Annotated in this window: 26 protein-coding genes; 23 read left to right on the plus strand and 3 right to left on the minus strand. The window is 42.7% G+C overall.

What is annotated here, in order from left to right; translation table 11 throughout:
• Window positions 1-106: 106 nt before the first annotated feature.
• Genes HMPREF1150_RS04480 through HMPREF1150_RS04470 form a run of 3 tightly spaced genes read right to left on the minus strand, consistent with a single transcriptional unit; the run spans window position 107 to window position 1,811 of the window.
• On the minus strand, window positions 107-577 hold the full coding sequence (locus tag HMPREF1150_RS04480) for an arginine repressor (RefSeq protein WP_002896068.1): 471 nt from the start codon (window positions 575-577) through the stop codon (window positions 107-109).
• Between the two features lie 16 nt (window positions 578-593).
• Window positions 594-1,622 carry a tRNA preQ1(34) S-adenosylmethionine ribosyltransferase-isomerase QueA gene (gene queA, locus HMPREF1150_RS04475; RefSeq protein WP_009659900.1) on the minus strand — a complete coding sequence of 343 codons (1,029 nt, stop codon included), beginning with the start codon at window positions 1,620-1,622 and terminating at the stop codon, window positions 594-596.
• A 9-nt stretch (window positions 1,623-1,631) separates the two neighbouring features.
• Entirely contained in the window at window positions 1,632-1,811 is a 180-nt protein-coding gene (locus HMPREF1150_RS04470) for a hypothetical protein (RefSeq protein ID WP_002897949.1), read from the minus strand.
• Window positions 1,812-1,945: 134 nt separating this feature from the next.
• Between HMPREF1150_RS04470 and HMPREF1150_RS04465 the strand changes: the two genes are divergently transcribed.
• The 23 genes from HMPREF1150_RS04465 (at window position 1,946) to HMPREF1150_RS04355 (ending at window position 23,942) form a co-directional block, all read left to right on the plus strand.
• Entirely contained in the window at window positions 1,946-2,653 is a 708-nt protein-coding gene (locus HMPREF1150_RS04465; protein ID WP_009659863.1) for a glucosamine-6-phosphate deaminase, read from the plus strand.
• Window positions 2,654-2,802: 149 nt separating this feature from the next.
• Window positions 2,803-4,158 carry a DUF1958 domain-containing protein gene (locus tag HMPREF1150_RS04460; protein WP_009659901.1) on the plus strand — a complete coding sequence of 452 codons (1,356 nt, stop codon included), beginning with the start codon at window positions 2,803-2,805 and terminating at the stop codon, window positions 4,156-4,158.
• A 94-nt stretch (window positions 4,159-4,252) separates the two neighbouring features.
• On the plus strand, window positions 4,253-5,422 hold the full coding sequence (locus HMPREF1150_RS04455) for an MFS transporter (protein WP_009659962.1): 1,170 nt from the start codon (window positions 4,253-4,255) through the stop codon (window positions 5,420-5,422).
• Between the two features lie 112 nt (window positions 5,423-5,534).
• Window positions 5,535-6,485: a competence protein CoiA gene (locus HMPREF1150_RS04450; RefSeq protein WP_009659849.1), complete on the plus strand. Its 951-nt coding sequence runs from the start codon at window positions 5,535-5,537 to the stop codon at window positions 6,483-6,485.
• A gap of 170 nt (window positions 6,486-6,655) precedes the next feature.
• A complete protein-coding gene (locus HMPREF1150_RS04445; protein ID WP_009659932.1) occupies window positions 6,656-7,063 on the plus strand; it encodes a DUF1310 family protein in 408 nt (135 codons plus the stop codon).
• Window positions 7,064-7,215: 152 nt separating this feature from the next.
• Window positions 7,216-7,602 (plus strand): DUF1310 family protein, encoded by a 387-nt coding sequence (locus HMPREF1150_RS04440; protein WP_009659872.1) that lies wholly within the window; start codon window positions 7,216-7,218, stop codon window positions 7,600-7,602.
• 1 nt (window position 7,603) lies between these two features.
• Window positions 7,604-7,789 carry a hypothetical protein gene (locus HMPREF1150_RS04435; protein WP_009659840.1) on the plus strand — a complete coding sequence of 62 codons (186 nt, stop codon included), beginning with the start codon at window positions 7,604-7,606 and terminating at the stop codon, window positions 7,787-7,789.
• A gap of 129 nt (window positions 7,790-7,918) precedes the next feature.
• The gene (locus HMPREF1150_RS04430; protein ID WP_009659943.1) at window positions 7,919-8,305 is read left to right on the plus strand and encodes a DUF1310 family protein; all 387 of its coding nucleotides are present in this window, start codon (window positions 7,919-7,921) and stop codon (window positions 8,303-8,305) included.
• A 167-nt stretch (window positions 8,306-8,472) separates the two neighbouring features.
• Entirely contained in the window at window positions 8,473-8,859 is a 387-nt protein-coding gene (locus HMPREF1150_RS04425) for a DUF1310 family protein (protein WP_032905520.1), read from the plus strand.
• 1 nt (window position 8,860) lies between these two features.
• A complete protein-coding gene (locus tag HMPREF1150_RS04420; protein ID WP_009659885.1) occupies window positions 8,861-10,480 on the plus strand; it encodes a hypothetical protein in 1,620 nt (539 codons plus the stop codon).
• Window positions 10,459-10,851, plus strand: coding sequence for a hypothetical protein (locus HMPREF1150_RS04415; RefSeq protein ID WP_009659942.1), 393 nt, complete (start codon window positions 10,459-10,461; stop codon window positions 10,849-10,851). Before HMPREF1150_RS04420 ends, HMPREF1150_RS04415 begins: the two co-directional genes overlap by 22 nt.
• A gap of 35 nt (window positions 10,852-10,886) precedes the next feature.
• Entirely contained in the window at window positions 10,887-11,195 is a 309-nt protein-coding gene (locus HMPREF1150_RS04410; protein WP_002910233.1) for a hypothetical protein, read from the plus strand.
• 163 nt (window positions 11,196-11,358) lie between these two features.
• Complete coding sequence (gene pepF, locus HMPREF1150_RS04405) at window positions 11,359-13,161, plus strand: oligoendopeptidase F (protein ID WP_009659955.1); 1,803 nt, start codon at window positions 11,359-11,361, stop codon at window positions 13,159-13,161.
• 1 nt (window position 13,162) lies between these two features.
• A complete protein-coding gene (locus tag HMPREF1150_RS04400; protein ID WP_009659953.1) occupies window positions 13,163-13,846 on the plus strand; it encodes an O-methyltransferase in 684 nt (227 codons plus the stop codon).
• A 113-nt stretch (window positions 13,847-13,959) separates the two neighbouring features.
• Window positions 13,960-14,967, plus strand: coding sequence for a peptidylprolyl isomerase PrsA (prsA, locus tag HMPREF1150_RS04395; protein ID WP_009659886.1), 1,008 nt, complete (start codon window positions 13,960-13,962; stop codon window positions 14,965-14,967).
• Window positions 14,968-15,107: 140 nt separating this feature from the next.
• Window positions 15,108-15,689, plus strand: a complete 582-nt coding sequence (locus HMPREF1150_RS04390) for an LURP-one-related/scramblase family protein (protein ID WP_198002703.1) — start codon at window positions 15,108-15,110, stop codon at window positions 15,687-15,689.
• Window positions 15,690-15,727: 38 nt separating this feature from the next.
• Complete coding sequence (gene alaS / locus HMPREF1150_RS04385) at window positions 15,728-18,346, plus strand: alanine--tRNA ligase (RefSeq protein ID WP_009659960.1); 2,619 nt, start codon at window positions 15,728-15,730, stop codon at window positions 18,344-18,346.
• Between the two features lie 240 nt (window positions 18,347-18,586).
• Window positions 18,587-19,609, plus strand: coding sequence for an N-acetyl-gamma-glutamyl-phosphate reductase (gene argC, locus HMPREF1150_RS04380; RefSeq protein ID WP_009659845.1), 1,023 nt, complete (start codon window positions 18,587-18,589; stop codon window positions 19,607-19,609).
• A 17-nt stretch (window positions 19,610-19,626) separates the two neighbouring features.
• Window positions 19,627-20,820, plus strand: a complete 1,194-nt coding sequence (gene argJ, locus HMPREF1150_RS04375) for a bifunctional glutamate N-acetyltransferase/amino-acid acetyltransferase ArgJ (RefSeq protein ID WP_009659928.1) — start codon at window positions 19,627-19,629, stop codon at window positions 20,818-20,820.
• 11 nt (window positions 20,821-20,831) lie between these two features.
• Entirely contained in the window at window positions 20,832-21,569 is a 738-nt protein-coding gene (argB, locus tag HMPREF1150_RS04370) for an acetylglutamate kinase (protein WP_009659912.1), read from the plus strand.
• 2 nt (window positions 21,570-21,571) lie between these two features.
• Window positions 21,572-22,714 (plus strand): acetylornithine transaminase, encoded by a 1,143-nt coding sequence (locus HMPREF1150_RS04365; protein ID WP_009659846.1) that lies wholly within the window; start codon window positions 21,572-21,574, stop codon window positions 22,712-22,714.
• Between the two features lie 39 nt (window positions 22,715-22,753).
• Window positions 22,754-23,080 carry a helix-turn-helix transcriptional regulator gene (locus tag HMPREF1150_RS04360; RefSeq protein WP_002915603.1) on the plus strand — a complete coding sequence of 109 codons (327 nt, stop codon included), beginning with the start codon at window positions 22,754-22,756 and terminating at the stop codon, window positions 23,078-23,080.
• Between the two features lie 97 nt (window positions 23,081-23,177).
• Entirely contained in the window at window positions 23,178-23,942 is a 765-nt protein-coding gene (locus HMPREF1150_RS04355) for a DUF3169 family protein (protein ID WP_002925430.1), read from the plus strand.
• The last annotated feature ends 22 nt before the right edge of the window (window positions 23,943-23,964 follow it).

Genomic DNA, 23,964 nt, shown 5'->3' on the forward strand with positions numbered 1-23,964 from the left:
TTCGGTAATGCATTGCTCTAGTCAAGTATGTCTTTCTGATTTGCTAATGTGTTTCATTGAGGAAAAATCGTAAATAGAAAAAGCTGAGGCAATGTTGTCTCAGCTTTTATTTACTAAAGAAGAATGGTGGGGTGAATTCTTTGAGCTTCTCAAAGCAGTCAAGGGCCCCTTGATCATCCTCGCAGATAATCAGACAGACATCATCGCCGCAGACAGTAGCTACAATCTGTGGTAGCTCTAGAGCGTCTAAGATTGCACCGAAAGACTGGGCCAACCCAGGCAGGGTTTTCATAACGACTTGGTTTTGAACTGGCCGCAGCATGACCAAAGCATCCTCCATATAGAAACGAAGGCGTTTTTCCCAACGGGATGGTGCTATGCTATTGATGATATAGTAGGAAGTATCGTTCTCACTGACCTTGACCAGATTGAGTGCTTTCATATCTCGTGAAAGAGTGGACTGGGTTACAATGACGCCGTTTGCTTCCAAATGCTCCTGGAGTTCTTGCTGGGTATGGATTTTTTTCTCCATGATTAAGGAGCGGATGAGACGGTGTCTGCTTTCAATTTTATTCATAAATTTTCACCTATAGTTATTTGATAAACATAGCATCACCAAAGCTGAAGAAGCGATAGCGCTCAGCAATAGCATGCTCATAAGCTTCAAGTGTTAAGGAACGTCCGGCAAAGGCAGAGACTAACATGACCAGAGTTGACTTGGGCAGGTGGAAGTTGGTTGAAAAAGCATCAACGACCTTCCAATTGTATCCCGGCTTGATAAAAATATTGGTCCAGCCAGAGTCAGCCTGAATCTGACCCTGAAATTTACTACCAATTGTCTCCAAGGTGCGGATAGATGTCGTTCCGACTGCAATGACACGGCCGCCATTAGCCTTAACCTGACGGAGTGTCTGGGCAGCTTCCTCGGACAGACTGTAAAACTCGGAGTGCATCTCGTGATCATCTAAGCTGTCTACAGAAACCGGTCGGAAAGTTCCCAGTCCGACATGAAGGGTGAGATAGACCAGCTTGACTCCCTTGGCTGCAATCTGCTCCAGCAACTCTTCTGTGAAATGAAGTCCAGCAGTTGGCGCAGCAGCAGAGCCGTTTTCTTTAGCATAGACAGTCTGGTAGCGTTCGCGGTCTGCCAGTTTTTCGTGGATATAAGGCGGAAGCGGCATTTCTCCCAAACTTTCCAAGACTTCTAGGAAAATCCCTTCGTAGCCAAAGCGTACGATTCGGCCGCCATGCTCCAGCTCCTCTACCACAGTAGCAGTTAAGCGGCCATCGCCAAAGGAAATCTGAGCACCTACTCTGAGGCGCTTGGCTGGCTTGGCTAGCACTTCCCAATCATCGCCCTGAGTATTTTTGAGTAGCAGCAGCTCGACATGGCCCCCTGTCTCAGGTTTGATACCATAAAGGCGGGCAGGAAGGACACGTGTATTATTCATCACTAGGGCATCGCCGGGCTGGAGCTGATCAATAATCTGGTCAAAGTGCTGGTCGGAGAAGGCTCCCGTTTCTTTATCGACCACTAGCAAGCGGGAAGCATCCCTTTTCTCCAAAGGTGTCTGAGCAATCAGCTCTTCGGGCAGGTCAAAATCAAAATCAGCGGTATTCATCGTATCTCCTTATATTGTTTTCATCAGCCAGAGTAGGTAGGCGGCCAGTAGGAAGGGACTGGCTGTCAGCAAGCCGCCCAAAATCAAACTTACAATCTGCCAGCCTGGTTGTTTTTTCATGAGGAAACTCAGGCTGCAGAGTAAGACTCCGACTAAAAATAAAATCAATAAAACAATCAGTAAAAACATGTCTCTATTATAACACGATTTGCTGCAAAAGGAAGCGAGCATGACTAAAAAGTATGTCTATTTTGCAGACTTTTTCTTGACAAAAATTGGTCTATACCATATAATAGAATTAAGAAAAGAAGTGGAGGTAGAAAATGAAAATTATTCAAGTGGAAAACCAAGTAGAAGGTGGTAAAGTGGCTCTCGAGCTGCTCAAAGAAAAACTAGCTCAGGGAGCAAAAACGTTGGGATTGGCTACAGGCAGCAGCCCAGAAGGATTTTACAAGCAGATTGTTGAGAGCGATCTTGATTTCTCAGAGATGTTCAGTGTTAATCTGGATGAATATGTTGGTTTGCAGGAGGACGATCCTCAGTCTTATCGCTATTTCATGAACCAGCACCTCTTTAACCAAAAGCCTTTTAAAGAAAGCTTCCTGCCTAATGGCGCAGCGAAAGATTTAGAAACAGAAGTGGCGAGGTACAATCAGCTTCTTGCAGAGCATCCTGCTGATTTACAGATTTTGGGAATCGGTACGAATGGCCATATCGGCTTTAATGAGCCGGGAACCAGTTTTGACAGTCAGACTCACTTAGTGGATTTGACACCGTCCACCATTCAGTCCAATGCTCGATTCTTCGACAAGATGGAAGATGTTCCGACTCAGGCCATTTCCATGGGGATTGGCAACATTCTCAATGCTAAGTCCATCATTCTCTTTGCTTACGGTTCAGCTAAGGCCAAGGCTATAGCAGGGACTGTTGAGGGTGAGGTGACGGAGGAGCTGCCTGGCAGTGCTCTCCAGAAGCATCCAGATGTTGTGATTATCGCTGATAAGGAAGCGCTTAGCCTGTTAAAACACTAAGATTTTGATGTTGTGCTATAAAACTGGCTTTGCCAGATAAAAGTCTCTTAATTTCCTATCTATTTTTTAGGTAGGATTTTTAGATTTATGGTTGACTTTGCGTAAAATATGATATACTAGATAGGTATAATTGTTCTTTGGAGGATCCTGTGAAGAAAAAGCTTTTGTTATTGGGAATTGTGTTCCTGACCTCGTTAGCGCCGTTAGCTGCTAGGGCTGATGAATTGGTGGATATGGCTAAAAAGATGTATCCGCATGATAATGTTCAGGCGATTAATCGTCCCAAGTCTTCTCTCGTTATTGACGGCAGTACAGGTGATGTTGTCTGGGAGGATAATGTCGATGAGGTGCGTGATCCCGCTAGTATGAGTAAGCTCATGACGCTTTACTTGGTCTTTGAAGCGATTAAGGAAGGAAAAATCAGCGAAAAGACGGTCATTACAGCTACACCTCAGGATCAAGCCACTGCTAATATTTATGAAATTTCTAATAATAAAATTGTCGCTGGTGTGGACTATACCGTATCTGAGTTGATTACCATGACAATCGTGCCGTCATCCAATGCGACAACCGTTATGCTGGCCAATTATTTATCGGACAATGACCCAGATGCGTTCTTGGATCGGATGAATGCTAAGGCTCAAGAGCTGGGCATGACGAATACCAAGTGGTTCAATGCCAGCGGTGCAGCAGCGGTTTCTTTTAAGGGCTACTATAACCCTCAAAACTACGATAATTATGCCAGCAATCAGACAACAGCCCGTGATTTGGCGATTCTGGCCTATAACTTTGTCAATCATCATCCTGAGATTCTAAACTATACTAATAAAGCCAAGGTTACGGTTAAAGCCGGAACTCCTTACGAGGAAACCTTTGAAACCTATAATTACTCCCTGCCAGGTGCTAAATACGCTCTCAAAGGTGTAGATGGTATGAAGACAGGCTCTAGTCCTAACGGTGCTTTCAACTATATCGCGACCATTAAGCGTGGAGATCAGCGCATGATTGCTGTGATTATGGGAGTCGGTGACTGGTCTGACCAAGACGGTGAGTATTACCGCCATCCTTTTGGTAATGCTTTGATTGAGAAGGCTTATGCGGACTACGAGTACAAAAAACTCTTATCCAAGGGTGAGCAGGAGATTGGTGGACAGAAATATAAGCTGCCTGAGGATTTCTACGCTACTGTTAAAAAGGGAACCGAGCCTAAAGTCAAGGTTGAAAACAATGTTCTCAAGGCTGAAAATGGCTTGAAGACCTTGTCTAGCAAGATCTCTGATGAAATGAAAGTCGAGAAAGTTGAGAATCCAGTTGCTCAGGCTATTGAAAATGTGACTGGCAGCAAGTCGGAAAGCAAGCCTTGGTATGGTGTGTTCTTCAGTGATAAGATGTTAATTCTGTTGCCTGTTGGCATCCTGCTAATCATTCTGTACTTTGAATACTGCAGTCGTCAAAAACGCAAGGCTGCAAAACAGGAACGTCGTAGAAATACAGATGTTGAATAAAGGGAATGTCCTCTGTCACATACGAACGGAATGACTTTCCAAGCTAAAACTCAGTTCTTTTGCTGAGTTTTCTTTCTGTTTTAAGGAGATTTTCATGCGAAAAAAGTTTCACAACAGCTATCTAGCTCATTTTTTACTCTTTAATTTTTTCTTTCTAGCCTATTCTCTTTTTTCGACTCTGATATCAGTCTATATGCAGGACTTAGGTTATTCTAATGCCCAAGTATCTATGGTAGTGTCAGCTTCCTTCTTTGCTTCCATGTTGGCTCAGCCGCTGTTTGGGATTCTCAGCGATGCTTTGGGAATTAAAAAGGTCTTCCTTTTTAGCTTTCTAGTTATGATGGTTGGGGCTGTATTTTTCATGAAAGCGACTCAGCTTTGGCAGTTACTGGTCTGGTATAGTCTGGTCCTCATGCTGGTTAACGGGGTCAATCCAGTCATGGATGTTCTGGCTGCTCAAAGTCCTTATACTTATGGTAAGATTCGGATTTGGGGAACCATTGGCTATGCACTAGGCTCTCAGCTGGCAGGATTGATCTATCAAAGAGTCTCACCGCAGGCTATTTTCCCAGTCTTTATTGGCATGATGCTTATCAGCAGCATAGGACTTTTGGGAATCCAGCCCAAGCACGACCGAGCAGCCCTAGAAAGCAGAAATACCCGCAAGCTGACAGGTCTGGGGAAACTCTTGACCAACAAAATCTATCTCTTTTACTTACTTTTGGTCGCCCTCTACTCTGGGGTGGGGAATACTGGTCATACCTATATCCCTGCCATGCTACAGCATAGTGGCTTAGAGGTGGATATGGCTTCGACTGTTGTTGCCCTATCAGTTCTGGTTGAAGCGCCTTTTATCTTTTATTCCTATCTCTTTATGGACAAGATTTCGATGAAGAAGCTTCTTTATATCTGTTTGGGAATCATCTTTCTCCAGTACAGCGTTTATGCCTTGGATCTAGGTTTGATTTCGAAAATCGGGATGACTCTTTTTTCCAAGCACGTGACGGGCATGGTTTTGATAATGGTGACCCTGAAAATCGTAGCTAGCTTGGTCGATGAAAAATACCTGGTTACAGCCATTGCTCTGGTCCAGACAGCCCGCAGTCTAGGAACCATTCTCATTCAAAATCTTGCGGGTCACTTTTTGGACAGTTGGGGCTACGAAGGAATGCACCTCTTTCTAGCAGCTATTATCTGCTTAGTCTGTCTCCTGGCCCTCTTTCTAAAATTGCCAGAACGAAAAGGAAATCAATTATTTGGATAATAGAAAACGAGTCGGAGAGATGCTCTCTTGACTCGTTTTTTTGTCTAGATAGTTTCTCTTTTCTTTTGCGAATATTTTAGTAAATGAGAGAAATTTTAGAGGGGGCTAGGATATGTTTGTGGCGAGAAATCATAAGGGGCTTTTGTGTAATGCTCTGGAGGAGAAGATTGAGAAGGGGGCTGATTTCGTCTGCCCGGCTTGTTCAGGGGCAGTCCGTTTTAAAAAAGGGAAAGTTATGCAGCCGCATTTTGCGCATATTTCGCTAGAAGAGTGTCGTTTTTACAGGGAAAATGAGAGCGCTGAGCACCTGAACCTTAAGGCCGAGCTTTTTCGCTGGGCTGTCCAGACAGAAGAAGTTGAGGTCGAGGCTTTTTTGCCTGCACTGCAGCAGATTGCTGATTTGCTAGTTGATGGGAAACTGGCACTTGAAGTCCAGTGCAGTCCCCTAAGTATAGAACGACTGCAGGAACGGACGCTTTCTTACCGCCAGTATGGTTATCAGGTTCTCTGGCTTTTGGGGCGAAAACTTTGGCTCAAGGATTCCCTAACTCGCCTGCAGAAGGATTTTCTCTATTTTAGTAAAAATATGGGCTTTCATCTCTGGGAGCTGGATCAAGAAAAGCAAGTTCTGCGTCTCAAATACCTGATTCACGAAGATCTGCATGGAAAAGTCCAGCACAAGACCAAGAACTTTCCCTTTGGTCACGGCCGGCTTTTGGATATTTTGCGTTTGCCCTTTCAAAAGCAGGAGTTGAACAGTTTTCTGGCCCAGCAAGATCTGCAGATCTGCAATTATATACGCCGTCAGCTTTATTATCAGCAGCCTAGATGGATGAGGCTGCAGGCCCAGCTCTACCAGAATGGCGATAATCTCTTGACTAAGACTACAGAGGATTTCTATCCACAGATTAGACCAATACAAGCTGCCTCCTTCTGTCAGATAACTACTGACCTGACTAGCTATTACCAGCAGTTTGAGACATATTATGCTAATCTTCAGCAAAAAAATCTGCAAATTGTTTATTCACCGGCTTTTTATGAGATAATAAGAGAAAATTGCTAAGTATCGTTATTTTTCCATTGATGAAGCCATAAACTTTTAGCTAGCCTTTCAGTTTTAGAATATTTGAGAATCCTGTATAATATAATAAAGTAATAAGTTAGATAGTTAAAAATTCTAAATCGTGCTAATCCAGTAGGCTTTAGCAAAGAGGAGAAGCGAAAGGAGCCACCATGAAGAAAATTTTTGTAATCTTTTTGAGTATCATCATGCTCAGTTCAGCTATGTTTTTAGGAGGTTGCAGTATGCCAAGCAGTCGGTCAGAAAAAGAAGAAATGATTCAGATTGCAGAAAGTAAAAAGATGAAGAGTGTTATTGAGGAAGGGCTGAAAAAGATTGACCCTCAAGCATTAACACCTGAAGGGAAAATTAAAAGTTATGAAATTAATAAGAAGTCACTAACTCAGAACCCAATGGGAGGATTAATGTTTGATTTAATCATTAATGGTGACGAAGAAGTAACACTAGGTTATGTCATTACAGAGGACGAAAATGGGAAATTTCACAGGGATGGGACTGTGTGGTCACCGAAGCTTACAGAACTAATGGATGAAGAAAATGTAAATGGCAATGAAGAATAAGGTTTTTCTAGATAACTTCCTAGCAATGATTGCGTTATTATGTTCTTTGGAAAAATAGTATAATAATTAATATAATAAATTAATCTAAATTCGCCTTCTCGTTTTTGTTAAGGCATCGGTTTTATCAAAAATGAGAAGCGAAAGGAGTCATCATGAAGAAATATTTTTTCATCTTTCTGACTATCATCACGATTAGCTCAGCTATGCTTCTGGGAAGCTGCAGCATTCTAAACAGTCGGTCAGAAAAAGAAGAAATGATTCAGATTGCGGAGAGTAAAAAGATGAAGAAAGCCTTGGAAAATTTTCTCAAAGGTTTAGATTCTAAAGCTTTGACACCAGAAGGAAAGATTAAATCCTATGAAATTCAAAAGGATAAGTTAGATTATAATCCCATGGGTGGACTAAATGTTTACATAATTATTAATGGGAATGAAGTTTTGAATATTGATATGACTGTTCAGGAAGAAGATACTGGAGAATATGAAGTTGTATCATATGGTATTCCACAAGAATTGAGTGAGTTATTAGAAGAGGATTAACATGGCTAATAATGCAGAGTACAATGATAAGCAGAATGTTGCAGCAGCTTTGGTAGAGTATCGTGAATTAGAATTTGGGAGAAATTATTCAATAGCAGGTAAGAATGGATACATTGGTAATCTTTCTCAGGTATACGACAATGTAAATGGCCATGAAGAACAAATTTTTATCTTTATGAATCTTTAAAAATAATTCCGCTTTCATATTCTTTGGAAAAATAGTATAACAATTAATATAAGTCGTTAATCTAAATGTGGCTTGTCATTTTCGTTAAGACATTAGCTTTACCAAAGATGAGAAGCGAAAGGAGCTGTCATGAAGAAATTTTTTGTCATTTTTCTGAGTATCATCACGATTAGTTCATCTATGCTTCTAGGAAGCTGCAGCTTGCTAAATAATCGGTCAGAAAAAGAAGAAATGATTCAGATTGCGGAGGGGAAGAAAGCGCAGAGAGCAATAGAAGAATTACTAAGACAGGAAGATCCTAAAGCATTGACAGAGGAGGGGATTATAAAAGAATATTCAATTAACAAAAATGAATTAGACTATAATCCAATGGGGGGATTAATCATTGAACTTATAATCAATGATGACCCAGAATTAACTATTAAAACAACATTGATGGAAGAGTCTGATGGGAAGCTAGAACATACAGGATATGTAATCTCTGGTGAGCTTGCAAAGAAGTTGAGGGGAGAATGACATGACATATGATAAAGCATTTTATATTTATGAATCTTTGATGATTCCGCTTTCATATTCTTTGGGAAAATAGTATAATAATCAATATAAAACATTAATCTAAATCTAGTTTCCCATTTTTGTTAAGGCTCCAGTTTTAGCAAAGATAAGAAACGAAAGGAGCTGCCATGAAAAAAATTTTTGTCATTTTTCTGAGTATCTTCACGCTCAGTTCAGCTATGTTTTTAGGAGGTTGTAGTATGGTAAACAGTCGTTCAGAACAAGAAGAAATGATTCAGATTGCGGAGAGTCAGAAATCTAAAAAGTTAATTGAGGAAATGTTAAGGAAGAAAGATCCTGAAGCACTGACAGAAAAGGGGATAATAAAAAAATATACAATAAATGAAAAAAATCTTAAATATAATCCCATGGGTGGCTTAATAGTTGAGCTTATAATAAACGATGACCCGGAATTAACAATTACCACAACATTGATGGAAGAGTCTGATGGGAAGCTAGAACATACAGGGTACGTAATTTCTGGTGAGCTTGCAAAGAAGTTGAGGGGAGAATGACATGACGTATGATAAATCATTTAGTGATAAACAGAAGGTTAAAATTGCTTTGCAAGAATATGAGATAAAAAATGTTAATCAAGAGGTTGAACTAAGTGACGAAACATATATCGGCACCGTCTCTCAAATTTATGATAATGTACATGGCCATGAAGAGCAGGTCTATGTGCTAACTAATAAAGAAAGTGGCTTAACAGAAGCTGAAATCAAAGACTCTAATGGGAGTTTGCGTGGTGCTGTTCCCTACTCCGCTTCGGATGCTGAGCGTGCTCAGGTGCAGGATGTGACAGTCATGATGCAGGGCTCTCAGACCCAGACGCACACTCCTAAGTTGATCCACGATACTGTTACGGATTGGCTGCCTACAGACTTTGTGACGGCGTCTCACCGTCTGGGACCTATAGGTGCAGTAGAATATGCTACCCCTTTTGTTTATCGTCATTCAAAAAATATTATTACTCAAAAAAGCCGAGAAGAACTAGATAAGGCAGATCGAGACGTAAGTAATAAGATAGGAAATGTAGTCGGAATCTTTAATAAAGATGCTGGTCAAGTTGTGAAGCAGAGCCTTAATTCTTTCAATAAAAATCCTTTCAATGAGCTGAGGAAGAATGTTATATCAAATCTTGCAGGTGTTTCTGGCGGAACTTTAACGACAGGAATTGCTGCACCGAATATTATGGTAGCTGCTAGTTATCTCAAACAGACACAAGAGTTTCCTCCTGCTCAGTTTAAGGATGCGGCTAAGCATCTTAAGGAAACCATTCGTAAGTATCCGAATGCCAAGATTGATCTTTACGGACATTCTTTGGGTTCTATGGATATCCAGTATGCTCTATCCACCCTGACAGAGGAGGAGATGCGCCATATTGGCACAGTCCATATCTACAATGGTCCTAATATCTATCCTCTCTTGCCCAAGGAACAGCAGGCTCGACTGGATAGCGCTAAGTATAAGATCTTTAATCATATCGACCATAAGGATATCGTCAGCTTAGGCTACAGCTTATCTGGCAGTGAAAATGCTGCTGGTATTGTACATCATATTGCGACTGTCGAAAAGGAAATAGGTGCTCAGCATATGATGGAGGGCTATATCTACGATAAAAATAAAAATTTTGTGCTTATGGATGGGACAGGAAAGACGACTATCAAGGATACCATCAAAGCAAATATGATTCCTTACCAGAATATGAAGAAGTATCTGTCTAAGGGTGGATTTAGCACTAATGAAAAGATTTATCTGGATAGTGTTCAAGCCCAGGCAACTGTTCAAAATTTAGTAAATGTGATCAAACTAGGCTATGACACTTTGCAGCAGGCTAGAGATCGGGTTGTTAGCGAAGCGGAAAAGCTAGCAGAGCAGTTGGAAAAGGTGCCAGAGGGCTTCAGTCTTAGTCCAGATGAGGTGGCTGCAGCCTATCAGGCTGGAGGTGCAGATTATCAATCATTGGTCGCATCTTTGCAAGAACACTTTTATATTCGATTGTCTAAATTTCAGATGCTTCGAATTACCTTTAGCGTTTTGCAAGGTCAGATTGAAGCTGGTATTGAGTTGTTGCTGGCTAAGGATCAAACATTAGCAGGAGATTTTGAGCAATGGAACCAAATCAATCAATGAAGCAGGATATAGCTAAAAAAGAAAAAGAGATGGAGGAACTATACTCAGAACTTCAGCGGGAACGTTTGAAGATTGATAAAGAACGAGATGTCATCCTATCTAAGAAAAAAGCTTTTTCCGACATGCTACAAGAAGAGTATGAAATGGCGACTGCTATTTTGCGGAAACAAGAAAGGGACACTAGTATCGAATGGCAGGCTTTAAATCAGTATATAGAAACCTATGATATATTGGCAGAAGAGGCTAGCAGCGAGGAATTGAAAAATCTTGATTTAAAAGATGAGAAAGTTTTGGAAACATTCTCTAAGCAGAGACGCCGTTTAGAATGGGAAATTGAAGATAGCTATTGTCGTCTTCGTGATTCTAAATAAATCCGCTGTTTAGAGTAGAGGAAAGGAAAAAGTCTATGTTTATATCAGAAATAGCTTCAACACCAGTAAAAAGTTACTTTTCACCATCTAAAACAGCTGATTTGGCAGAAATTAGGAAAGCAATAGAAAAGCAAATTATAACGAATGTTTTAGCTCCTCTTTTGTTAGCTCAAAAAAGCAGCCTTCAAAGCAATTATGATACTCTTTTTACCGATGTCGCAAAGACTGTTCAGGAGAGTGTGAAAGTAGCTGCAGATCAGATAGATAGCTCGATGAAAGGGCAATTTTCTAAAAAAGTTGTAAGCGTTATAGACAACAGCGGTACGAAATTTGAAGAAATTTAGCAATGAACTCTTTGGAATCTAATTTTTCTTTGGTCAGGAATTAGGTTCAAAGAGTTTTTTTATTAATTAAGTCTGTCTGCCTAGCTACTATGTGATTTTGGTACTTGAGTTTTATAAAAAGTAGAATTTTGTGATAGAATAGGGGAGTCGGAGGATTTTTTTTATGGCAAAACAAAGAAATGAAATTGAAGAAAAATATACTTGGGATTTGAGCACCATTTTCCCAACAGATGAAGCCTTTGAAGCGGAGTTGGCTCAGGTTTCGGAAGAAGTTAAGAAAGCAGCTAGTCTGGCTGGGCATTTGCTGGATTCAGCAGACAGTCTCTTAACAACGACTGAAGTGCAGCTGGACTTGATACGCCGTATTGAAAAGCTTTATTCTTATGCTCACATGAAGAATGACCAGGATACACGTGTGGCTAAGTACCAAGAGTATCAGGCTAAAGGTATGACTCTTTACAGCGATTTTGGTCAAAGCTTTGCCTTCTACGAGCCTGAATTTATGGCGATTACAGAAGAGCAGTACCAAGCTTTCCTGGCTGAGCAGCCAGGTTTACAGCTGTATCAGCATTATTTTGACAAGCTTTTGAAAAAGAAAGCCCACATCCTGACACAGCGTGAAGAGGAGCTACTGGCTGGTGCTGGTGAAATTTTTGGGGCAGCTGGCGAAACCTTTGCTATCTTGGATAATGCAGATATCGTCTTTCCGATGGTGCATGACGAAGATGGAAATGAAGTTCAGCTCAGTCACGGTAACTATATCACCTTGGTTGAGTCTAAGAACCGAGAGGTCCGTAAGGAAGCTTACGAGGCTCTCTACAGCGTATACGAGCAGTATCAGCATACCTATGCCAAGACTCTGCAGACCAATGTCAAGGTCCACAACTACAATGCGAAAGTCCGCAAGTTTTCATCTGCCCGTGAAGCGGCCTTGTCAGCGGACTTTATTCCAGAAAGTGTATACGACAGCTTAGTTTCAGCTGTCAATAAGCATTTGCCTCTTTTGCAGCGTTATATCGCTTTGCGAGCGAAGATTTTAGGAATTTCTGATTTGAAGATGTATGATATGTACACTCCTTTGTCAGAGACAGACTATAAATTCACTTATGAGGAAGCCTTGGCTAAGTCTGAGGAAGTTTTGGCTATTCTGGGTGAGGATTATTTGAGCCGAGTGAAGACAGCTTTTTCAGAGCGCTGGATTGATGTTCATGAAAATCAAGGCAAGCGCTCAGGGGCATACTCTGGCGGTTCTTATGACACAAACGCCTTTATGTTGCTCAACTGGCAGGACACGCTGGATAATCTCTTTACCTTGGTGCACGAGACAGGCCACAGTATGCACTCCAGCTACACCCGTGAGACCCAGCCTTATGTCTATGGAGACTATTCTATCTTCCTAGCTGAGATTGCTTCGACGACTAACGAAAACATCCTGACAGAAAAGCTCTTGGAAGAAGTAGAAGATGATGCAACCCGCTTTGCTATCATCAATCACTTCTTGGATGGCTTCCGAGGAACCGTCTTCCGTCAAACCCAGTTTGCTGAGTTTGAGCATGCTATCCACAAGGCTGACCAAGAAGGGCAAGTTTTGACCAGCGAGTTTCTCAATGAGCTTTACGCTGACTTGAACGAAAAATACTATGGTCTGAAGAAAGAAGATAATCCACAGATTCAGTACGAATGGGCACGGATTCCGCATTTCTACTATGATTACTATGTTTTCCAATATTCGACAGGATTTTCAGCGGCTTCTGCCTTGGCTGAAAAGATTGTCCATGGTAGTCAGGAAGACAAGGACAAGTATCTGGACTATCTCAAAGCTGGGAACTCTGACTATCCACTCAATGTCATCAAAAAAGCAGGTGTGGATATGGAAAAAGAAGATTACCTGAACGCTGCTTTTGCTGTCTTTGAGCGTCGTCTGGATGAATTTGAAGCCTTGGTAGAAAAGTTGGGACTGGCATAAGATGGTCGAGACTTATAATCAAAACTCTAATCCCAATATGCGCCGGCCAGTGGTCAAAGAAGAAGTCGTAGACTTTATGAGACAGCGTCTCCAGCCGGTCACTGGTGGACTCCAGGAGCTGGAGGATTTCGCCAGAGCTGAAAATGTGCCCGTGATTCCCCATGAGACAGTGGCTTACTTCCGCCTGCTACTCGAAAGCCTGCAGCCTGAGAAGATTTTAGAAATCGGGACGGCTATTGGATTTTCGGCCCTTTTGATGGCAGAACATGCTCCTCAGGCCCAGATTACGACTATTGATCGCAATCCAGAGATGATTGAGCTGGCCAAGGCTAATTTTGCTAAGCATGACAGCCGTCAGCAGATCACCCTGCTGGAAGGTGACGCAATGGATTTGCTTGAGACACTGGAGGATTCTTACGACTTTGTCTTTATGGACTCTGCCAAGTCCAAGTATGTAGTCTTTTTGCCCCAAGTCCTCAAGCGCCTTAATCCTGGTGGCCTAGTCCTCATTGATGATGTCTTTCAAGGAGGAGATGTTGCCAAGCCTTTTGAAGAAATTAAGCGTGGTCAACGAGCTATTTACCGAGGACTGCATAGTCTTTTTGACGCAACTCTGGACAATCCAGATTTGACTGCGAGTCTGCTTCCCTTGGGAGATGGGCTGCTTATGATTAGAAAAAAATGACATCTCTGATTTTTTCCTAATTTCCAAAAATTTTTAGTAAAATTTAAGATATCAATTCAAATTTGTGCTACAATAGAAAACGTGAACTTTTAAGAATAAGGAGTCAATATAAAATGAAGAAAAAAATATTTGCAGGAGCTGTGACACTCTTGTCAGTCGCTGTATTAGCAGCATGCTCTAACTCAGAAGGCAAGGACATCGTGACCATGAAGGGAAACACGATTACTGTCAATGAGTTCTACGATCAAGTGAAAAACAATGGTGCAGCTCAGCAGGTCTTGCTGCAGATGGCTATCAAAGACATCTTTGAAGAAAAATACGGCAAAGATGTCAAAGACAAGGACGTTAAGGATGCTTTCGAAAAGTCTAAAACGGCTTACGGTACAGCTTTTGCCCAAGTCTTGGCTCAAAACGGCTTGACCGAAGATGCCTACAAGGAGCAAATCCGCACCAATATGCTGGTAGAGCATGCTGTTAAGAAGGCTGCTGAAAAAGAGCTGACTGATGAAAACTACAAGGCTGCCTTTGAAAACTACACGCCAGAAGTAACAGCTCAAATCATTAAGGTTGACAGCGAAGACAAAGGTAAGGAAGTTCTCGAAAAAGCTAAAGCAGAAGGAGCAGACTTCAGTCAAATCGCTAAGGAAAATTCTACCGATGCTGCCACTAAGGAAAAAGGCGGTGAAATCAAGTTTGACTCTGGCTCTACTGATGTTCCAGATGCTGTCCAAAAAGCTGCCTTTGCTTTGGAAGAAAATGGCGTTTCAGACCTTGTGACTGTGCCAGATTCACAGTACTCAGCAAGCTACTATATTGTTAAGCTGGTCAAGAAGTCAGAGAAATCTTCTAACTGGAAAGACTACAAAGACAAGCTGAAAAAGATTATCATTGCGCAAAAAGAAAAAGATACTAGCTTCATCCAAAGCGTTGTGGCGAAAGAGCTGAAAGATGCCAACATCAAGGTTAAGGACAGTGCTTTCCAATCTGTCTTTGCTCAGTATATCGAAACGACAGGTTCTTCAACTTCTTCATCAAGTGCTGCCAGCAGCTCAAAGACATCTGAGTCTAGCTCAGCAACTGAAAGCAGTTCAGCAGAAGCTTCATCCTCAGCCGCAGAATAAGGTTGACGAAAAGACAATAAGCAAGTATAATAAGACTGGTGAGAATTGATTTTTCAAGTTCTTAGTTCAGAGAATTGGCGGTGCTGCGAGCCATCTGAGACGGAGAATCATGCTACTCATCTAACAAAATAGAATACGAAATGAGAATGACAAGTTCATTGAATGAAGGTGGTACCGCGGTTTTTCGCCCTTCGGACAAGGAACTTGTCTTTTATGTTGACTGTGGAGGTAATATAATGAAAACCTATCTTGTCAAACAGAAATTTCGCTTAGGCGGCGAACGCTTTGATATCAAGGACGATCGAGGAAATGTGGATTATCAAGTGGAAGGCTCTTTCTTCCAGATTCCTAAGACCTTTACTATCTATGATAGTCAGGGTCAAATCGTCAGTCAGATTACCAAGACCCTTATAACCCTCCTGCCCCAGTTTGAAATTAAACTCAGCAGCGGGCATAGCTTTTATATCCGTAAGAAATTCTCTTTTTTGCGTGATAAATATAAATTTGATAATTTGGGTCTTCGAGTTGAAGGGAATATCTGGGATTTAAACTTTCGTCTGCTGGATGACAGCAATCAAGTCGTTGCAGAGATTACCAAGGAACTCTTCCATCTAACCTCTACTTATCAGGTGAGTGTCTATGATGTGACTTATTCAGATTTGGTGATTTCCCTCTGTGTCGCTATTGATTATGTTGAAATGCTGGAAAGTTCGTCGTCATAATGCAATTATTTTTAGAAAAAAATTAAGGAGAAAAATAAATGAAACAAATGTCAAGTGCTCAGGTTCGTCAAATGTGGCTGGATTTTTGGGCAACTAAAGGTCATGCAGTAGAACCATCTGTCAGCTTGGTGCCGGTCAACGATCCAACCTTGCTCTGGATTAACTCTGGTGTAGCAACCCTCAAGAAATACTTTGACGGAACCATTATTCCAGAGAATCCTCGGATTACCAATGCTCAAAAGGCCATTCGAACCAATGATATTGAAAATGTCGGAAAAACTGCCCGCCACCATACTATGTTTGAAATGCTGGGCAACTTCTCTATCGGTGATTATTTCCGTGATGAAGCGATTGAGTGGGCTTACGAGCTTTTGACTAGCCCTGAGTGGTTTGATTTCCCCAAAGACAAGCTCTACATGACCTACTATCCAGACGACAAGGACTCTTACAACCGCTGGATTGCTATGGGAGTTGAGCCTAGTCATTTGATTCCGATTGAGGATAATTTCTGGGAAATCGGTGCAGGACCTTCTGGGCCGGATACAGAGATTTTCTTTGACCGGGGTGAGGCTTTTGATCCAGAAAATATCGGAGTCCGTCTCTTAGAAGAAGATATTGAAAACGATCGCTATATCGAAATCTGGAATATCGTCTTGTCACAATTCAACGCAGACCCTGCTGTACCGCGTAGCGAGTACAAGGAATTGCCACATAAGAACATTGATACGGGCGCAGGGTTGGAGCGTTTGGTCGCAGTTATCCAAGGGGCTAAGACCAACTTTGAGACCGACCTCTTCATGCCAATTATTCGTGAAGTAGAGAAGCTGTCTGGCAAGGTCTATGACCAAGATGGCGACAATATGAGTTTCAAGGTTATCGCAGACCATATCCGCTCGCTTTCCTTTGCCATTGGTGATGGGGCTCTTCCTGGAAATGAAGGTCGAGGCTATGTTCTTCGTCGTCTGCTCCGTCGTGCTTCAATGCATGGTCAAAAGCTGGGGATCAATGAGCCTTTCCTTTACAAACTGGTTCCAACAGTGGGCAAGATTATGGAAAGCTACTACCCAGAAGTTCTTGAAAAGCAAGACTTTATCGAAAAGATTATCAAGAGTGAGGAAGAATCTTTTGCTCGTACTCTGCACTCTGGTCAACACTTTGCAGAAACAATTGTGGCAGATTTGAAAGCTAAGGGACAAACTGTTATTGCTGGTCAAGATGCCTTCAAACTCTACGATACTTACGGTTTCCCGCTGGAGTTGACCGAAGAAATCGCTGAAGAAGCAGGCATGACTGTGGATCGAGCTGGCTTTGAAGCGGCTATGAAAGAGCAGCAGGATCGAGCGCGTGCGTCTGTCGTCAAGGGTGGATCAATGGGCATGCAAAATGAAACCCTGCAGGCCATCACTGTAGAGAGTGTCTTTAACTACGAAAAAGAAGAGCTGACTGCTGAACTCCTTGCTATTGTAGCAGATGATGCAGCAGTGGAGTCTGTTGAGACAGGCTCTGCTGCCCTCATCTTTGCAGAAACGCCATTCTACGCAGAAATGGGTGGTCAGGTGGCCGACCACGGTCAAATCTTTGATGGAGCAGGCAATCTGGTAGCGCAAGTTACGGATGTGCAAAAAGCACCAAATGGTCAGCCTTTGCATACTGTAGAAGTTTTGGCTCCTCTGGCTCTCGGTCAAAGCTATAAACTGGAAATTGACCACAGCCGTCGCCATCGTGTGATGAAAAATCATACGGCAACTCACCTTTTACATGCAGCCCTGCATAATGTTCTTGGTAACCATGCAACCCAGGCTGGCTCTCTGAACGAAGTAGAATTTCTCCGCTTTGACTTTACGCATTTCCAAGCGGTGACAGCAGAGGAGCTGCGCGCTATCGAGCAAGAAGTCAATGAGAAAATCTGGGAAGCCCTTGCTATCGAGACAATAGAGACAGATATTGACACAGCTAAGGAAATGGGTGCCATGGCGCTCTTTGGCGAAAAGTATGGTAAAGAAGTTCGCGTCGTAACCATCGGTGATTACTCTGTCGAGCTTTGCGGAGGAACGCACGTAGGCAACACTTCTGAAATCGGCATTTTCAAGATTGTCAAAGAAGAGGGGATCGGATCCGGAACTCGTCGTATCTTGGCGGTCACCAGCAAGGAAGCTTTTGAAGCCTATCGTGAGGAAGAAGAGGCGCTCAAGGCTATTGCAGCGACCCTTAAGGCACCGCAAATCAAGGAAGTGCCTCACAAGGTAGAAGCGCTGCAGGAGCAGCTGCGTCAACTCCAAAAAGAGAATGCAGAGCTCAAGGAAAAGGCAGCAGCAGCGGCCTCTGGTGAAGTCTTCAAGAATGTTCAAGAGGCAAATGGACATAGCTTTATCGCTAGTCAGGTCTCTGTTTCTGATGCAGGTGCCTTGCGTACCTTTGCGGACACTTGGAAGCAGAAGGACTATTCAGATGTTCTCGTACTGGTCGCAGCAATCGGTGACAAGGTCAATGTTCTTGCAGCCAGCAAGACCAAGGACGTCCATGCTGGTAATCTGATTAAGGAATTGGCGCCGATTGTAGATGGTCGAGGCGGCGGTAAGCCAGATATGGCTATGGCAGGCGGAAGCAAGCAATTAGCTATTCCAGACCTGCTAGCAGCAGTTGCTGAGAAGTTGTAATATTAGATAACAGATAGATGAAAAGGTCTGCCCTTTGGGCAGATCTTTTTTTGTACTCTCGGCTCCCTTACTTCTCTATATGAGAAGCAAATAGGCCGCTCTCGGCAAGAAATTATGAATTGATTTAGAATAAATAATGATATTTTCAAAAATATTGCATAAAAATACAGAAAACACTTGACAAAGGGAAAATATACGAGTAAAATAAAACGCATATTTATACGGAGGTGTTTTAAAAATATGCGAATTTCGATTGTGGGAATTACTGGTTACTCAGGAATGGAACTCCTCCGTATTTTACTGCAGCATCCGCAGGCAGAAGTCGTTTCCCTTCATGCCAGCCAAGATATGGAGGCTCCTGTGTCAGAGCTTTATCCTCATTTGAAGGGGATTTGCGACCTGAGAATAGAAGCTTTCGACAGTCAGGAAATAATGCGACGAGCAGATCTTGTTTTCTTTGCAACGTCAAGCGGAGTTGCTAAAGATTTGTCAAAAGACTTTGTAGAAGCAGGATTTCCAGTCATTGACCTATCTGGTGATCATCGTTTGCCAGGGAATATTTATAAAAAATGGTATCAGAAAGAGCCAGCTGAAGGCTATCTTCAAAAAGCGTTTATTTATGGACTGTCTGAGTTTACAGATGTCAGAGGGAAGCGATTTATTGCTAATCCCGGCTGCTATGCGACGGCTACAGAGTTGGCCTTGATTCCCTTGCTGCAGGCTCAGGCTATTGAGCTGGACTCTATTATTGTCGATGCCAAGAGCGGTTTGACAGGGGCGGGGAAAAATCCAGCTGCATCCAGCCATTTTGTCCATGTGCATGACAACTATGTGACTTACAAGCTGAATCAGCATCAGCATATTCCAGAGATTGTGCAGCAGTTGCAGCGTTTTAATGAGGGATTGCAACAGATTCAGTTTTCAACTTCCCTCATCCCGCTCAATCGTGGTATCGTGGCGACAGTTTATAGCAAGTTAAAAGAACCTTTGACTCGAGAAGAGTTGGCTGCTATTTACCAGGAATGCTATCAGGATAAGCCTTTTGTCCGTATCCAAGCTACTCTGCCGAATCTGCATCAGGTTGTCGGTACTAATTATACAGATATTGGTTTTGACTATAATCCTGTGACAAACATTTTAACTGTAGTGGCTGTGCTGGATAACCTGATCAAGGGGGCTGCTGGTCAGGCGGTTCAAAATATGAATCTGATGCTGGGCTTTCCTGAAACAGATGGCCTGCTCAGTCAACCGTCCTATGTCTAGATGAGAAAGGGTTAGATATGAAGATTATTGATGGAACGATTGCCAGTCCGCTAGGCTTTTCGGCTGATGGTTTACACGCTAGCTTTAAGAAAAAGAAGTTGGATTTTGGCTGGATTGTCTCTGAAGTACCAGCCAGTGTGGCTGGAGTCTATACAACTAATAAGGTTATCGCTGCTCCACTTCTAGTGACCAAAGCATCAATTCAAAAGAGCCAGAAATTGCAGGCAATAGTGGTTAATTCTGGTGTTGCTAATTCCTGTACAGGACAGCAAGGACTGGCTGCTGCCTATGAGATGCAACTATTGACTGCTCAAAAGCTGAAGATTGAGCCCGACTTGGTAGGTCTGGCTTCTACAGGAGTCATCGGCGAGCAGCTTCCAATGAATGCTCTTAAAAATGGTCTGTCACAGATTCTAGTGAGTGGCAAGGCAGAAGATTTTGCTGAGGCTATCTTAACGACGGATACTTGTACCAAGACCTGTGTAGTCACAGAAGAGTTTGGCTCAGACCTGGTGACTATGGCGGGGGTGGCCAAGGGCTCGGGCATGATTCATCCGAATATGGCGACTATGCTGGCCTTTATCACCTGTGACGCTAATATTTCTAGCGCAACCCTGCAAGCGGCTCTCAGTCAGCATGTGGAGACGACTTTCAACCAAATCACGGTGGATGGAGATACATCGACCAATGACATGGTGCTAGTCATGGCAAATGGATGCCGACAAAACGAAGAAATTCTACCAGATACGGAAGAATTTGAAAAGTTTTCCAAGATGCTCCGCTATCTTATGGCTGACTTGGCTAAGAAAATTGCTAAGGATGGCGAGGGGGCAACCAAGCTGATTGAAGTCAATGTTCGGCATGCCAAGGATGAACGTAGCGGCCGTATGATTGCTAAAAGTGTCGTTGGCTCTAGCTTGGTTAAAACCGCCATTTTTGGCCAAGATCCCAATTGGGGCCGAATCTTAGCAGCTATCGGCTATGCGGGAGCAGATGTCTCAGTAGATAATATTGATATTTGGATTGCGGGGATTCCAGTTATGCAGGCCTCTAGCCCTGTGGCATTTAATCCCGAGGAGACTAGTGATGCCATGGCTGGAGAGCTGCTGACCTTGACCATTGACCTGCACGATGGGGACACTGAAGCTCAGGCCTGGGGCTGCGATTTATCCTATGATTATGTGAAAATCAATGCCCTCTATAGAACCTAAGGAGAAATGCAATGAAAGATGTGATTGTTATAAAAATTGGCGGTGTTGCTGCGCAAAAACTGTCTGATAAGTTTATCAAGCAGATGCAAGAGTGGATAGCAGCTGGTAAGAAAATCGTGGTCGTTCACGGGGGCGGTCTGGTCATTAACCAACTCATGAAAGAGCGTCAGCTGCCTACTCACAAGGTTAAGGGATTGCGGGTGACAGCTAAGTCTGACTTACCCATCATTGAGCAGGCTTTGCTAGGTCAAGTCGGCCGGACGTTGACACAAGAACTGAACGACTCAGATATTGAAAGCCTTCAGCTGGTTTCTCATTTGGGAAAGACAGTTTCGGCAGATTTTATCAATAAAGACCTCTATGGCTATGTCGGTCAGGTGACGGCGATTCAAACTGCTTATCTAGAGCAGCTGCTGACTGCGGACATAGTCCCAGTGCTGGCTTCGCTAGGAGAAAATTCATCTGGCGATCTCTTAAATATCAATGCAGACTATCTAGCAGCGGCAGTTGCTAGCAGCTTGCAGGCAGAGAAGCTAATCCTGATGACAGATATAGAAGGAGTTCTAGAGGACAAAAAGGTCCTGCCCCAGCTTCTGACCAGTCAGGTTTCCAAGAAGATTCAGACAGGTGTCATCAAGGGTGGTATGATTCCCAAGATTGAGAGTGCTGTCCAGACTGTGCTTTCCGGTGTCGGGCAGGTTCTGATTGGTGACAATCTTTTGACGGGCACCTTGATAGCAGAGGGATAACGATGACTTATTTATTTGAAAACTACAAGCGGGCACCCATTGAGTTTGTTAAAGCAGAGGGCTCCTATCTGATTGACAATGAGGGAAAAGCTTATTTGGACTTTTCATCGGGGATTGGCGTAACCAATCTTGGCTTTCACCCGCAGGTCCAGCAGGCTTTGATCCAGCAAGCAGGGCGCATCTGGCACAGTCCCAATCTCTATCTTAGCTCTCTGCAAGAGCAGGTGGCTCAGGAACTGGCAGGTTCTTATGATTATTTGGCTTTTTTCTGCAATAGCGGAGCAGAAGCCAATGAAGCTGCTATTAAGCTAGCCCGCAAAGCTACTGGCAAGCAAGGCATTATCACTTTTCAGCAATCCTTTCACGGTCGAACCTTTGGCGCTATGGCCGCAACAGGACAGGATAAGATTAAGGAAGGATTTGGTGATGGGGTTCCCCATTTCAGCTATGCGGTTTACAATGATTTGGCCAGCGTAGAAGACTTGGTCAATCAGGATACGGCAGCTGTCATGTTGGAATTGGTCCAAGGAGAATCAGGAGTTCGTCCAGCAGAAGCAGCTTTTGTCAAAGACTTGGCTGATTTTTGCCGACGAGAGGAGATTTTGCTGATTGTTGATGAGGTGCAGACAGGTATGGGGCGCACGGGTCAGCTTTATTCCTTTGAGCATTATGGGATTATACCGGATATTGTGACACTGGCTAAGGGTCTGGCCAATGGCCTGCCCGCTGGTGCTCTATTAGGAAAATCCAGCTTGGCTCCCGCTTTTGGACCTGGCAGTCATGGTTCCACCTTTGGTGGCAATAAATTAGCCATGGCAGCCGCCTTGGAGACCTTGCATATCATGAAAGAGGCGTGCTTTATGGAAGAAGTCAGGTCTAAGAGTGCCATCTTACTGGAGCAGCTGCAGTTTGCTTTTCAGGACCATCCAAAGATTTCTGCTGTTCGAGGCCTGGGCATGATGATTGGGATTGAAACAAGTGCCAGTCTGTCAAAGATTGTTGAAGCCGCTCGTCAGAAAGGCTTGATTATCTTGACAGCCGGAGAAAATGTTATCCGTCTCCTGCCGCCTTTGACTATCAGCAGGGATGAAATTCAGCAGGGGATTGCTATTTTAAAAGAAGTATTTTCAGAATTAGATGAATAAAGGAAAAGAATTCAGTTTGAGCTGGATTCTTTTTTGTACATGATAATAGAAAATTTGACAATGATTATTATTTTTTTGACAAAGATACTTGTCAAAAAGAAAAGAATCTGTTACAATGATTTTATCCAAGGGAGAATAATAAATAAGGAGTTTATGATGCAGCTTAGAAATCGACTCAAGGAGTTGAGGGCGCGTGACGGTCTCAACCAGACAGAACTGGCTAAGCTGGCCGGTGTTTCCAGGCAGACAATCAGCCTTATAGAGAGAGGCGAATATACCCCGTCGATTGTGATTGCCCTTAAGATTGCCCATATTTTCAATGAAAACGTTGAGAATGTCTTTCGGCTGGTGGAGGAAGCAGAATGAAGAACCAATTAAGATTCATTTCAACAGGAGCTAAAACAGTCCTTCAGCCTCAGCATTCTTGTATCATCTATTGTAAAAAAATAAAGGAGAAGAAGTCGTGAAAGAGCAAAAACGTATATCTACACAGAAAAGAGTTTTATATAATGTCCTTATATTTCTAGCTGGAGCTTTAATAGGTGGTCTGTCTATTTTGTTTTCTGAAACTGGTCTGCTAAAAAACATCAGTTGGTCGACTATTTTTTCTGTTCAACTGCTGCGCCAGCTAGGTAGGGCCAGCCTTATCATCCTCTATCCCTTGGTCTTTTTCTTGATTTATCGGACTCGTAAATACAATGAAGCCTATGAAAAAGAAGCAGATGAGGATAAGAATTATGAATGGTACCGGCTAACCTTTAAAAATCTGGAATATGCGACTATTGTCTTTAATATCAGCAGTGCTATCGTTCTTTTTACGATTTTAGTTGGAGTTGTTTTTATTGGAAATATTACTAATCATAAGAGCCCTCTTCAGTGGAGTTTTATAGATTATGCGATTGCCTTTCTTTATATTATTTTGCAAGTTGTCTTTTTAAAGACAGTTCAGAAGGTGCGGCACTATAAGCTATCAGCCTTTCCGACTACTGAGGAAATAAAAGAATTTGTGCTCTCTTATGATGAGTCAGAGCTGCAAGCCAATTATGAACAGTGCTATCTTATTCTCTTCAATGTAAATCAGAGACTTCTGCCAATCCTCTATATTGTTTTAGGGATAGTGGGAACTTTCACCCCCCTCAATGTCGTTTCCGGTTTTGTCGTCCTAGTGGTGATCCATATCTATATCAATCTTATGTATTATCCAATGGTAAGAAAATATTTCAAATAAGCTTATTTCCCGATGAAAGGCG

Source organism: Streptococcus sp. AS14, assembly GCF_000286495.1.
Lineage (GTDB): Bacteria > Bacillota > Bacilli > Lactobacillales > Streptococcaceae > Streptococcus > Streptococcus sanguinis_P.

Bases quoted from the DNA above. Each gene is read 5' to 3' on its own strand.
- HMPREF1150_RS04480 (WP_002896068.1), bottom strand. From the start codon at position 577: ATGAATAAAATTGAAAGCAGACACCGTCTCATCCGCTCCTTAATCATG.
- argB (WP_009659912.1), top strand. From the start codon at position 20,832: ATGAAAGATGTGATTGTTATAAAAATTGGCGGTGTTGCTGCGCAAAAA.
- HMPREF1150_RS04455 (WP_009659962.1), top strand. From the start codon at position 4,253: ATGCGAAAAAAGTTTCACAACAGCTATCTAGCTCATTTTTTACTCTTT.
- HMPREF1150_RS04425 (WP_032905520.1), top strand. From the start codon at position 8,473: ATGAAAAAAATTTTTGTCATTTTTCTGAGTATCTTCACGCTCAGTTCA.
- HMPREF1150_RS04410 (WP_002910233.1), top strand. From the start codon at position 10,887: ATGTTTATATCAGAAATAGCTTCAACACCAGTAAAAAGTTACTTTTCA.
- argC (WP_009659845.1), top strand. From the start codon at position 18,587: ATGCGAATTTCGATTGTGGGAATTACTGGTTACTCAGGAATGGAACTC.
- queA (WP_009659900.1), bottom strand. From the start codon at position 1,622: ATGAATACCGCTGATTTTGATTTTGACCTGCCCGAAGAGCTGATTGCT.
- alaS (WP_009659960.1), top strand. From the start codon at position 15,728: ATGAAACAAATGTCAAGTGCTCAGGTTCGTCAAATGTGGCTGGATTTT.
- HMPREF1150_RS04365 (WP_009659846.1), top strand. From the start codon at position 21,572: ATGACTTATTTATTTGAAAACTACAAGCGGGCACCCATTGAGTTTGTT.
- argJ (WP_009659928.1), top strand. From the start codon at position 19,627: ATGAAGATTATTGATGGAACGATTGCCAGTCCGCTAGGCTTTTCGGCT.
- HMPREF1150_RS04400 (WP_009659953.1), top strand. From the start codon at position 13,163: ATGGTCGAGACTTATAATCAAAACTCTAATCCCAATATGCGCCGGCCA.
- prsA (WP_009659886.1), top strand. From the start codon at position 13,960: ATGAAGAAAAAAATATTTGCAGGAGCTGTGACACTCTTGTCAGTCGCT.
- HMPREF1150_RS04390 (WP_198002703.1), top strand. From the start codon at position 15,108: ATGAGAATGACAAGTTCATTGAATGAAGGTGGTACCGCGGTTTTTCGC.
- HMPREF1150_RS04415 (WP_009659942.1), top strand. From the start codon at position 10,459: ATGGAACCAAATCAATCAATGAAGCAGGATATAGCTAAAAAAGAAAAA.
- HMPREF1150_RS04470 (WP_002897949.1), bottom strand. From the start codon at position 1,811: ATGTTTTTACTGATTGTTTTATTGATTTTATTTTTAGTCGGAGTCTTA.
- HMPREF1150_RS04435 (WP_009659840.1), top strand. From the start codon at position 7,604: ATGGCTAATAATGCAGAGTACAATGATAAGCAGAATGTTGCAGCAGCT.
- HMPREF1150_RS04420 (WP_009659885.1), top strand. From the start codon at position 8,861: ATGACGTATGATAAATCATTTAGTGATAAACAGAAGGTTAAAATTGCT.
- HMPREF1150_RS04360 (WP_002915603.1), top strand. From the start codon at position 22,754: ATGATAATAGAAAATTTGACAATGATTATTATTTTTTTGACAAAGATA.
- HMPREF1150_RS04450 (WP_009659849.1), top strand. From the start codon at position 5,535: ATGTTTGTGGCGAGAAATCATAAGGGGCTTTTGTGTAATGCTCTGGAG.
- HMPREF1150_RS04440 (WP_009659872.1), top strand. From the start codon at position 7,216: ATGAAGAAATATTTTTTCATCTTTCTGACTATCATCACGATTAGCTCA.
- HMPREF1150_RS04465 (WP_009659863.1), top strand. From the start codon at position 1,946: ATGAAAATTATTCAAGTGGAAAACCAAGTAGAAGGTGGTAAAGTGGCT.
- HMPREF1150_RS04430 (WP_009659943.1), top strand. From the start codon at position 7,919: ATGAAGAAATTTTTTGTCATTTTTCTGAGTATCATCACGATTAGTTCA.
- HMPREF1150_RS04445 (WP_009659932.1), top strand. From the start codon at position 6,656: ATGAAGAAAATTTTTGTAATCTTTTTGAGTATCATCATGCTCAGTTCA.
- pepF (WP_009659955.1), top strand. From the start codon at position 11,359: ATGGCAAAACAAAGAAATGAAATTGAAGAAAAATATACTTGGGATTTG.